Annotated in this window: 8 protein-coding genes and 2 pseudogenes; 5 read left to right on the top strand and 5 right to left on the bottom strand. The window is 56.1% G+C overall.

Annotated features, from left to right (window positions below):
• Nucleotides 1-239 precede the first annotated feature (239 nt).
• Nucleotides 240-974 (top strand): YoaK family protein, encoded by a 735-nt coding sequence (locus tag GA0061100_RS32540; protein WP_075856995.1) that lies wholly within the window; start codon nt 240-242, stop codon nt 972-974.
• Nucleotides 975-1,358: 384 nt separating this feature from the next.
• Here GA0061100_RS32540 and GA0061100_RS35325 read toward each other — a convergent pair.
• Nucleotides 1,359-1,529: pseudogene (locus tag GA0061100_RS35325) on the bottom strand (type II toxin-antitoxin system VapC family toxin); the annotation flags it as partial.
• A 286-nt stretch (nt 1,530-1,815) separates the two neighbouring features.
• Here GA0061100_RS35325 and GA0061100_RS35500 point away from each other — a divergent pair.
• The gene (locus GA0061100_RS35500) at nt 1,816-2,046 is read left to right on the top strand and encodes a helix-turn-helix domain-containing protein (RefSeq protein WP_075856994.1); all 231 of its coding nucleotides are present in this window, start codon (nt 1,816-1,818) and stop codon (nt 2,044-2,046) included.
• 387 nt (nt 2,047-2,433) lie between these two features.
• Here the strand turns inward: GA0061100_RS35500 and GA0061100_RS32525 are convergent, their stop codons facing one another.
• The 3 genes from GA0061100_RS32525 to GA0061100_RS32515 all read right to left on the bottom strand — a co-directional run bounded on the left by GA0061100_RS32525 (nt 2,434) and on the right by GA0061100_RS32515 (nt 5,378).
• The gene (locus tag GA0061100_RS32525) at nt 2,434-3,279 is read right to left on the bottom strand and encodes an arylamine N-acetyltransferase family protein (protein WP_075856993.1); all 846 of its coding nucleotides are present in this window, start codon (nt 3,277-3,279) and stop codon (nt 2,434-2,436) included.
• A 228-nt stretch (nt 3,280-3,507) separates the two neighbouring features.
• Nucleotides 3,508-4,827 carry a nucleotide disphospho-sugar-binding domain-containing protein gene (locus GA0061100_RS32520; RefSeq protein ID WP_075856992.1) on the bottom strand — a complete coding sequence of 440 codons (1,320 nt, stop codon included), beginning with the start codon at nt 4,825-4,827 and terminating at the stop codon, nt 3,508-3,510.
• Between the two features lie 29 nt (nt 4,828-4,856).
• Nucleotides 4,857-5,378, bottom strand: a complete 522-nt coding sequence (locus tag GA0061100_RS32515; RefSeq protein WP_244558016.1) for a TetR/AcrR family transcriptional regulator — start codon at nt 5,376-5,378, stop codon at nt 4,857-4,859.
• A 1,010-nt stretch (nt 5,379-6,388) separates the two neighbouring features.
• Between GA0061100_RS32515 and GA0061100_RS32510 the strand changes: the two genes are divergently transcribed.
• Together GA0061100_RS32510 and GA0061100_RS32505 are read left to right on the top strand one after the other, a co-directional pair.
• Nucleotides 6,389-6,685, top strand: a complete 297-nt coding sequence (locus GA0061100_RS32510) for a PsiF family protein (RefSeq protein ID WP_075856990.1) — start codon at nt 6,389-6,391, stop codon at nt 6,683-6,685.
• 124 nt (nt 6,686-6,809) lie between these two features.
• Nucleotides 6,810-7,013, top strand: a complete 204-nt coding sequence (locus tag GA0061100_RS32505) for a hypothetical protein (protein ID WP_075856989.1) — start codon at nt 6,810-6,812, stop codon at nt 7,011-7,013.
• A gap of 216 nt (nt 7,014-7,229) precedes the next feature.
• Here GA0061100_RS32505 and GA0061100_RS35315 read toward each other — a convergent pair whose 3' ends face one another.
• Nucleotides 7,230-7,499 carry a hypothetical protein gene (locus tag GA0061100_RS35315; protein WP_244558015.1) on the bottom strand — a complete coding sequence of 90 codons (270 nt, stop codon included), beginning with the start codon at nt 7,497-7,499 and terminating at the stop codon, nt 7,230-7,232.
• Between the two features lie 1,182 nt (nt 7,500-8,681).
• Here GA0061100_RS35315 and GA0061100_RS35310 point away from each other — a divergent pair.
• A pseudogene (locus tag GA0061100_RS35310) lies at nt 8,682-8,952 on the top strand (hypothetical protein); the annotation flags it as partial.
• Between the last annotated feature and the right edge of the window lie 1,547 nt (nt 8,953-10,499).

Below are 10,499 nucleotides of genomic sequence, written 5' to 3'. Positions count from 1 at the left end.
ATCTTCACACAAAGCCAAAAGCTCACTTGTGAGAATGTCCTGCCGAGTAGTAAGACAAATCGTCATCATTTCGGACAGTTGGCCTTCGTAGGAATCGCCGCAACCCAATCTCGCAACGCCGAGAATGGAGGAGAGCTCGACGGTTTCTGGTTCAGGTTCGGAAAGATGTTCGGCCTGAAATCCGGGAAAGAGCAAAGGCTTCCGATGTCCCCGATCCGTATCCGCCAGAAGTCGCTCGCATGCTTGTAAGACAAGGCACCCATCGCAACGAGAAAATTGACCGCCGGCTGGCGGCTTGCCTGGCAGCAATCGCCGGCACATTGAATGCGGCGGCCTTCTACGCCGTCGGCTTCTTCTCGGCCAACATGACGGGCAATGTATCGACGCTGTCCGATCATCTTGCCGTGGGGCAATGGCTGTCGAGCCTGTTTTATGGAGGAATCGTCGTAGCCTTCATCCTGGGTGCTGCGACGTCGACGCTGATTATCAACGCAGGCCGCCGTCGCAATATGCATGCGATCTATGCTTACAGTATTCTGACCGAGGCCGTGTTACTCGCCGCGCTCGGATGCGCAGATCTCTGGTTGCTTGCTGCTTGGCGCGCTCCGGTTCTCGTTCTCGGACTTGCATTCCTCATGGGGCTTCAAAACGCGGTCGTGACGCGCATCTCTGATGCCAGGGTTCGCACCACGCATGTTTCCGGGATGGCAACGGATATCGGCATCGAGTTGGCCATTGCCCTGGATGCTTTGCGCGGCCGTGAGCAGGTTTCGGAGGCGCGGCACAATCTGGGCAAGCTCAGATTGCATCTTTACACGATCCTTTCATTCCTTCTCGGTGGCATCTTGGGCGTGCTCGTTTATCGGGCCATCGGTGGCTATCTTCTGCTTCTGGCCGCGGTTACCTTGGTCGCAATCGCTCTGAACGCGATTTTACATGCGAGGAAGGTATTTGTTCCCTACGGAAGGTTTTGAACGGGGTGGCGTTCAAGCGCTGACGAATACCTGGCGGCACCTGCGTCAGGCTTGGCGACGGCATGGCCTTCTCGGTTGAAGGTGCATCAGTGTGCATCGGTGGCCGTGTCTCAAGGGTGCAGGCCGGGGTTAGCGTGTTCAGTTTCACAACGCTTTGACCCAGATTGCAGTTGAGACTGATCCATTCAGTGGCTGAGAACTCATTGGCGAATTTGCGACATCCACATCCAGGCATGGTCGCGACGAGATGCAAAGCTGAGTGAAATCTAGAGAGAAGTGAGCAGTCGCGGGCTCGTATCCTTTCAAGAGCCATAGACCGTGAGCCGGAAGCTCCACGGCTCTTCAGCTGCCAGTCAGGTCGCCTGTTTCGATTGAGAAGAGGTGCTAACGAGCCCGCCGAACGTCAGTCTGAGCGAAATCTTCGCCCACATAAAGCAGCGGACAATCATGCTCTTTTGCGACTTCATACGAAAAGCAATCGCCATAGTTCAATCCAGCCGGATGAACATCCTTGCCCCATCGGCCGTAGGCGTGAGCCACTCGACGGGTGGAGGCGATCCGGTCTGGCTGCGGTTCGTTTCCCTTCGGGAGCAATCGAAGTTTTCGGTCGTCCGCGATGAGCTTTTATTAAAACAGCTCGTTGCATTAGAGCAAACCAATCAAGTGGAAAATGCGAGCCGTTTTCGGACAAGCATTCTGACGATTGACACATACGTTCTGCCCATTTTGACCGTGGCATCGTAAAGTTGGCTTAGCTCACATACTGCTTATATGGGAATTTACTCAGTCTGAAGCTGGCGTCATTCTTTCTGTCGACAGTGATTTGAAGGAGGATGTCACAATGCCTGTTGATCGGGAGCTTTTCGAAATGTCGGCCGGCAGACATATTGTTTCGACGGCCATGATCTCATTAAATCATCCGTCTGCCGCCATGATGAGACGTAAATCCGAAAACGTTCTGCGCTTAAAAGCTGATGGCAAATCAACCGATGATATAGCACGAGAGGCTGGCGTTAGCCGATCGACGGTAACGAGAATCCTGCGCTACGTTGAAAGAGCGGCAGCTAGTTAACCGAGACCTGGCCCAGTGAAAGATGGCTGAAGGTTTGGAGGGCGTTTGAAACGGGGTCGGCGCAAGTTCCGTGAACGCGGCATCGTATAGGCTCGCTGGCTCCTTGCGCGACGCACTAAATGTTTTTGTGGCCGCCCCCAATGATCGTCGGCGGCTCAGATGATGATTCACGGATCAGATCATGACACCTCGATTTCACTAGGGTATCGTGGATCTCTCGCGACTTCCGGCAAACACAATCAAAGGTCGCCAGTTCCAGGCTTTTAGGGCTGATCCATCTGTCGCGGCGAGCACGGCCCTGTGAGTTACGAAGTGGAGTGCAGCGACTTTGTGGCAGCCGGCTCGCGAGTAGCTGGCCGGCTTGGCGAGCTGGTAAGAGACGCCCGTTCAGGCGACTTCGCTGCGGCTGACCTTCTGAATTTTTTCCCAGACGTGGCCAGGTTTGGGAAGATCGAGACCGAAGACCGTATTGAATGTGTCCGCGAGATGACCCGCGCTTGTGATACGCTGCTCGCAAACGCTGTCTGCCGTGACGCTGCTTAGGCAATCGTTCTTCAGGGCGACATATCCCTCCGAAGTATGCCGCAGGATCGCAAGAGCGCTTATGAACGGTGAACCAGGATCCTGGGTCAGCCAGCCAAATGTAGCGGCAATGGCGGCCTCGTCGCTGTGATCTGGTCGAAAATCAAAGCTGTGTGCGAGGCCATTCGCATGGTTTTTGAAGCGTAGCCACCCGTCGGGCGTCGACAAGATCGAGAAATCGAAGCCGCGTTGGCTGATTGGCCCGACGGCAAGCGGTACGGGTTCGACGATGGCATCCGCCAAGCCAACCTCGGCAAGGTACGGCCGGTCAAGATCGACACGCAGAGTGAGATGATTGCCGATAGCGGCATCGCCTATCATTTCACGATTGACGCCGCCGCATAAGCGCGTCACTCGAAAACCGAGCGCTGCGAGCGCCGCGCCGAACAGACCATTCATCTCATAGCACCAGCCGCCGCGCTTGCCCTCCACCATTTTGGCGAAGGCGACGGATGGTGCGATCGAGGACGGCCATCCCATGAATGCATCCAGCGCCTCCCAAGTGAAGGCCATGAGATGGGCGCGGTGAAGCCTCGACAGGCTCTCGACATCGAGCGAAGCCGGCCGATCCACTCCGATCCTTGCGAGATAGGCGTCCAGTTGGCCGGACGTCAGGGTCATTCCATTTTCGCTTGAAGAGGCGCTTGTCATCCCTTGTTTTCCTTTTGATGGGCGTTCCGAAATTTCCGATGCTGCTATGCTGTCAGAAGGCGCTTCGTTGACGTGGTTCCCCTCGAGTGATGATCCGGATGCTTGCCCATGAGGCAAATGGGCATAAAACTCCTTCGTTCGCCGATGGAGAGGCAACGGCGTTGGGCAGGAAGAGTGGGTTTGACATGGTGCCAATCGCTGTGTTCCTGCCGCGATCGGCGGTGTCAATTACGCGGCGGACAGGGCTCCTTGGGCAGACCTTTTTACGAAGTCCTCAATTTCTGCGACGAGCCGTGCGGCCCCCGGGCCTTCCTCAGCAATGGTACGCCCAAGTGCCAATGCCCGCTCGCCAAAGCTCGGTTCGGAAAGGACGCGCCGCACGGCCTCGCTGAGCATTTGCGGTGCTATCGAAGGATCGAGGCGCACGCCCACGCCGTGATAGTCCACGCGGGCGGCATTGTCGTTTTGATCGCGCCCCATCGGGAGAACGACGAGAGGGACGCCATGGTGCAGCGATCGCATGATCGTACCGTGCCCGCCGTGGGTGACGACGGCGCGTGCTTTGACTAGGATGTCGTCATGTACCGCATTCGGAAGAATTGTGACATTCGCGGCCGATTGAAGACGAAGTCCCTCGAGCGCCTTGCCAAGGGTAACGACCACCTCGATCGGCTCCTCGGCTAGACAGGATATCACCCGCTGGAGCACATCGGCCTGCCCCTGATTGGTGGTGCTAAACGACACCAGCACGAGTGGCCTCGTTGCGCGCGCCGGTTCATACGCCCAGCGTTTGTTGGCCCAACTTGGCATCTCCAGCAGCGGCCCCACATAACGCACACGATTCGGCAGATGCTCGGTCGGAAAATCGAAGCTGCTGCTGGTGGCAAGGAGATGACGGCCAGCGCTCAAATGTTGTTCGTAAACATGTGTTAGCGGCGCGACGCCGAAATGAGCACGAGCGGCGTTGAGGCAAGGCAGGAAACCCTCCCATATTTGCTCCACCATCGCCGAAACCTCGGCATCGCGCGCCCTGTCCGTCGCCGATCGGGCAGGCTGAAAGCCCGGACCGAATGGCGGATGTCCAGGAAGGGCCCAGAGCGAGATGTTACTTGCAAGCAGGGCGGTCGGAACCTTCGCAATTTCGCCCGCGAGCATGCTGCCGAACAATAGATCCGAGCCGAGAAGGATATCGGAAGGCTCCGCTGCCAGCGCTTCGAGAATATCCTCGGCATAGGCTTGTGCTGGCCCGACGAAGATCCGTTCGCACCCTCTTTGGAATCCGGCCAGGGGATCGGCGGTCTCCCAGTCACGAATGAAGCAACTTTCGAAGGTGCGATCCGGGCGGTTCGGAGCGCGCTTCCATGGCAGGAATCGAGCTCCGGCCTCGATCGCCTCCGCTTTCATCGTGTCGTCGGCGATAAGGCGCACGTCGTGGCCTCGGCCGACGAGGGCACGCACTGCCGCAAGCGTCGGTGGCACATTGCCGCCGCCTTCCCATCCGACCACCAGGATATGCAGATGTGGCCCCTCATCTGTCGTCTTTATCATTGCCGTGGTCCTTCTCGATGGAGGCCGGATCAGTTCATCTTGTCCTCACGCAACAGGCGCTCGATCGCTTGCGTCATAAGTCGATGTGTCTCTGCCGCCGAATATCCTTGTGCCCGACGCAACAGATGCCAGATCCAAACATCGGTCTGAACCAACAATTGCGCGAGCCGATCTTGGCGGGCTTGGCCATCAAGTTGGTCGAGCCAAGCCTTGAACATGTCCGCGATCCACTCGCGGTGGCCTTTGCGTCCGCCATCGAGGACGGCAGCGAATTCGGGAATACGCGCTTCCTGTCCAAGTGTCCGCACGATGATGTCGCCGGTGCGTTCATAGTCGTCCATCAGGAGCGCGACGATATCAGCCACGCTTTCTGCGGGCATGCTCCAACGCCCCGCCCGGATCGAAGCATCCATCCGAGCCGCCATGGCGCTGAGCACGCCGGTTTTGCTACCGAAACGCCGTATCACGGTTTGGCGTGTGGTGCCGGCCGCTGCGGCGATGTCGTCGAGAGTGATCTCGTCAAACCAGCGCTCTGCGAGGAGCGTGGTCAAGGCGTCGACGATCTGCTGCTCGGTATCCAGAACTGCACTGGCGCGCGCCGACTGGCGATAAACTCGCGGAGACATAGGGTTGCTCTTTGATTTTATGTTACTATATGTAACGCGAAATTTGAGGGGTGTCAACGTTGGCTAACGATGCGTGGAATGACCGTGTCTTTCCATCCTGATCCTATGTAATGGCTTGCGAAAGACTACCTCGCGATGAGCGTCTCTTTTCATCTTGAGGTGTGTGTTGAGGCACTGTCGATGCTCGGCTGAATCCTGAAACCCGTTAGCGGCCGCTCCGAGCTGTGCGATGACTACGCGCTGCCCTCAATTGCCGCCTCGGCTCTGTCGATTGCAAGTAACAAGTCATCGTCGGAAAGTCTTTTGTAGTTCTGCATCGGCTGATCTCCGCGTCTAAAAACATACCGTCGACACCTGCTGCCGCGTCCCAGAAGCTTGACGGGTGAAGGCGATCATACCAAGCGCGTGTGGCATGTTATAGAAAAGGCGTCGGACGGCGGATACTCCGGGGCAAAGCGCGGGCTATAAAGATGGCGCCAATTAATCCCAATTGGGCAAGAGAATTGTGCCAGAAATGCTATCCAAGGTACAGGTTGCAATCTCACGGAAGTCATTGACAGGTTGTGTATGCGCCGACGCTCTTCGTCAAATCGCCCGGACCGTGCTCATCGAGCGTGGCATATTACGTCTGACTGATGCGTGCATTGCCTACATCATGACCGACAAAAGCGGGCAGTTGGTTCAAGATATCCAGCAACTGTCGCCTCTCATCAGGCTACACTCTCATCGCTCGTCGAAAGCCTGGCCGAGGTGGACTAAAAGCAAGTCAGGGATCGCGCGTTTACAGCTTGCGGGGCAATCATCCGAGGCTTGGTTGCGGCAAGATCGAGCTGCGGGCATGGTTTCACATCGCTTCAGCTATTCATATCTGGTTCAGATGCGGAGTGCAGAACTGTATTCGTCCGCTAAGGCCCCCCTAACTTTCGGAGTTATACATGAAAATCACCTACGCTCTTGCTCTTGCCGGCCTGCTTGCATTCTCTGGTTCAGCTTTTGCAGCGTCGTCGACTGCGACAACAACCGACACTACGGTCAAGCCAGCCACTGCTACGACAACCACTACGGCGACGAAGCCGACGGCTGCTACGACCAAGGTTACAAAGCCGGTAACTACCGATGCACAGAAGCAGGCGATTTCCAAGAAATGCTCAGCAGATGCCGACGCCAAGGGTTTGCATGGCAAGGATCGCAAGAAGTTCCGCGAGCAGTGCAAGACGGCTGCCGCGAAGTAAAATTGATTTTCTCAACGCGCATATAACCCCAATCACGGCACTCGCAGAAGGTGTAAATCGAATTATACCAATGAGTGCCGTGATTGGGTCTCTAGTTACGCCATTTTGAACCGGGAGAAATCACATGGGCATTGGAAAGATAATAGAAGAAGTTGCTGGCGCCGTCGCTGCAGAGGACGCGCTGAAGGCCGCCGACCCGGACGCCGGATTCCTCTCTAAAGTGGCAGCAGCCGTTGTAGGTTTCGAAGGCGTTAGCAAGCTGACGGACCTGATTGAGGATAAGGAGCAGGCCAGTGCCGCTGATGAGAGCGGCGATCAAAGCAGCTAGTAATCGTCGTTTCGCGCGGATGGCAAGGTAGGTCGCTGGTAGAGTCAGAGCTGGCGCCTGTCAAAATAGGCAAACTCTCCCCTTTATGTTTGCCTTGAAACTGCGCAGGAGCTAAGTGTCAGTATTATTTCAAACTTTCAGGATAGTCCAATGGTCAGGAATTTTGCGATAGCGGCAATTGCGGTTGCGACAATCATGTCAGCGACGCCGTCGTTTTCACAAAGCATCGAAATCGGCCCAGGCGGCGTACGGGTTAATCCCGGAATAGAATCGCCACCGCCTCGGGACATGGGTATTACCGAGCGCGAGGCTATTCGCATAGCGCGAAGCCAAGGCTTGGAGGACGTGGACGATGTTGCCCGCAGACGAAACGTCTTTATTATACAGGGCGTTGATCGTGATGGCGATGATATAAAAGTTGTGATCGATCGGCGAACGGGTGACGTTATTTCGGTTGACTGACTCGGTGTAGCGGCGCGCGATCATCGGCGCGCCTGACATCAGACAAGCCGAAAATGCGCCTGCCGATCGCGAGGGCGTTTGGCCCGCATGATTGAATACAAGGATATCCTAGAAGGATTTTTGGAATATCTCGAATTGGGGGCGTTTGTTATTTCAGTTTTGCTTGTGCATGGGCCGCGGGGCTTAATCAGGTCAACAGTGTGACCGGCTCGCCCTTGTCAACGTCCCTAGGATTGCCGGGTTTGCGAGAAGGATTGTAGATAGCCTGACAGTCAATCGGCGTTCGGAACGCCCAGGCGTGGAAATGATTCATAGAAACCGTGTTGATTATTGTGGCTCTGAGCGCGGATATCCGTCTTGGCCGTGGCATGACGTGAGGCCGAATACGTTGATGCGGACTGCGCAGGGATAGATTCTACCTGCGAACAGGGCGGGCCATACGTTCCACGCAGAACTCCAGTTCGAGACGAACCCTGATGCGGGCATCGCGTTGCGGTGTCACCGGCATCCAAGCATGCTTGCTCGTCTGTGGCGAAATTACCTGCGCATTTCGCGTGGAACTTTAGGTATTCCCACGCCCATCTCTGGATCGAGTGGCCTGCAAGCCGAAAAAGCTGCAAATGGTAGCGGTGTGGCCGCTGCCCACCAGTGCGCGCTGGTCAGGCGCATTGTGCCTGAACTTTGAAATCCGCTGCTCCATTCAATTTGCCTGAAGCAAACTCCGGTTTTCGCTGCTATTCCTTAAGCCCGCGTTTGGTCGAACATTTTCGGCGGAAGGTGGGCGCGGCAACCATTCATGCTTTGTTCAGCCACTCAGTTTCAGGATGATGACATGAATGGAGGTTCGCTATGAAAATCTTTAAAAGTCTCCTTACGGTGCTTCTGAGTGCCGGCCTGTTGATCGGTGCGGGCGCTGTATCAGCTGCACCAATGATGAATATGACGAAGCCGGAGGTCCAGTCATCCGTTCAAACGGTCCGTTATAATCACCATCGCCACTGGCATGGCCCGCGACATCACCGGCCTCACAATTGGGGATCGCATCGCAGCTACCGGAGCCATTACTGGCGCGGTCATCATTACGGTTGGCACAAGCACCGTCATCACCACCATCACCGTCACTACCGCTACTAACCAGAGCCCACGGAAAGCTGCACAAGTATAGCAGGTATTTAGAGCATCAGCCGAGGCAGAAATCGAATATGCCTCGGCAGCGTCGGAGATAGCTATGACAATGTCTCGCCGAAACGATCAACAGTATCTGTACGGCCGAGTTCATCGGCCCGCACCATAGCCCAGTTTCGAAGCGCTTGAATTCGCCACCCTGGAACGAGCCGGCTTGTTCAACCATCGACCGCTTCCGGAGCGTATCGGCAACATCCGTCAACTGAATCAAACGGTCACCAGCGGAGCTAGTACGATTCATATTCGAAGTGCGTTTGTTGATATCGAAGTGCCTCTCTCGGACCGCTTATAGCTCTCGTGTAAAAGCCGTCCCTCTGATTAAGGACGCACCTCCTCGGCGAGAGAAAACCCCAGATTGATGATAGAATTCATTTGATGTGCTACCCGGCGTCTGCATGGAGCCCCTATGATTGCTGGCAACATAAGTCAGGATGCGAATCTCGAGATTCGCTCCCGGGCCAGCTATTTGAAGCCAATCGCTCGTTCCGATGGATCTTGGGCTATCGATGCGCCTTTTGCCCATCGAGATAACCGTGTTCAAAGGCTTTCGCGAGTAGGCTTCCTATAGGATAGGGATTTTCTTCACCCGGCTTTTCACGCATACCGGCGACGCCTCCACGCTCATAGGCTTCTCTAGTTGCCTCATCGGAAGCTTGCGAACATGGGGCGCTGATTGTTTCCACTTTCCTGCGACCACACAGCGCTGGCCCCAACTGAGATGGAGTGAGAGGGTTTTGGGCACGCATAGATCTTTCCTCCGTAGAGCACAAAGCGGCCTGCCGTGGACGATCCGAGCAGGTTTGGCGGTTTTCTGAAATGCTGACCTTTAAGGATCTCGCCGCCGCCAGAGGCGCCCACCGTACTTTCGATAGGCGACGAAAGAGGAGCGCGACGATGATGGAACACTATTGCTCGCCGTTTAAGGCTATTTGATGCGGTGAGGCCTACTTGCCTCTCTTCGTCGGCGCTTTAGTAGAGTATGGGCTTGAGCATGCTGGATGCTCACTCCTTTTCCCGCTTGCTGGTGTAGGGCGTTTGATCGATCCCCTGATTGGCAGGCGAGGAATCCAGGTGTGGTTCAGGAGATTATAGCTCTGCCCCCGCCAGCGGCTGATACCCTTTTGCGCGAGTTCCCCCTTGCCGTATCGCGGGCAACCGGATCGAAGCTATGAGCGAATGACGCTCTTTAGTGATTGGTTTGCTGAAGCCCTTTTCGCTACGGCTGCGATCCTTTCGAGAAAAGCTGCACTCAGATTGCCGATCGGCCTAATTGACTCGAAGCCGAAAGCCTCGTCCAGCTCGACGCGGTTATATTCATCGAGGGTGATCCAACAGGGGGGAAAGGCCTGCCCGGCGGGCGGTACTCCATTTCGGGAAAGGAGAGGGCGACACGCTCCGGCCGTGGCTCCTGCGAGGTGATCGGAAACAGATAGATTGCGTCGGGATTGCCCGGCGTGTGCGCGACGATGCAAACCTGACAGGCTTTGCGGCCGGGTTCCTCGCCGACCTGTGCCTGGCGCGCCCACAGATAATGGAAACGGACGGTCTGTCCCCCCTCAAGCATCGCGATGCGGCCCATCGAGGATCGCGTCGATGCCTTCCATCAATTCGTCATGGATGTCATCCGGCGCATCCTCCAGCCGATAGCTCTGCGCTTGCGGTCGCCCTTTCAGCCGATCATAGGCTTCGGCTGCCAGTATCGCCAGCTTTTGCTTTGCCGCGCTTGGTGAGCGCGACCGGCTCGATCAGTGCCGTCTCGAGAATTTCCCCGGCGGCACGGTTCATGTCGGAAAAGTAAACTGCTTCATAGCGGCCTTATGAATAGTATCACCTAAGATA

The sequence above is a fragment of the Martinezella hainanensis genome, assembly GCF_900094555.1.
In the GTDB taxonomy this organism is placed as follows: Bacteria; Pseudomonadota; Alphaproteobacteria; order Rhizobiales; family Rhizobiaceae; genus Rhizobium; species Rhizobium hainanense.
The sequence above is the reverse complement of the archived record's forward strand: the minus strand, read 5'-3'. Positions and strand labels throughout refer to the sequence as shown.

Coding starts and splice junctions, on each gene's coding strand:
- GA0061100_RS35315 (WP_244558015.1), bottom strand. CDS start 7,499: ATGATCGCGCGCCGCTACACCGAGTCAGTCAACCGAAATAACGTCACC.
- GA0061100_RS32525 (WP_075856993.1), bottom strand. CDS start 3,279: ATGACAAGCGCCTCTTCAAGCGAAAATGGAATGACCCTGACGTCCGGC.
- GA0061100_RS32510 (WP_075856990.1), top strand. CDS start 6,389: ATGAAAATCACCTACGCTCTTGCTCTTGCCGGCCTGCTTGCATTCTCT.
- GA0061100_RS32540 (WP_075856995.1), top strand. CDS start 240: ATGCTTGTAAGACAAGGCACCCATCGCAACGAGAAAATTGACCGCCGG.
- GA0061100_RS32520 (WP_075856992.1), bottom strand. CDS start 4,827: ATGATAAAGACGACAGATGAGGGGCCACATCTGCATATCCTGGTGGTC.
- GA0061100_RS35500 (WP_075856994.1), top strand. CDS start 1,816: ATGCCTGTTGATCGGGAGCTTTTCGAAATGTCGGCCGGCAGACATATT.
- GA0061100_RS32505 (WP_075856989.1), top strand. CDS start 6,810: ATGGGCATTGGAAAGATAATAGAAGAAGTTGCTGGCGCCGTCGCTGCA.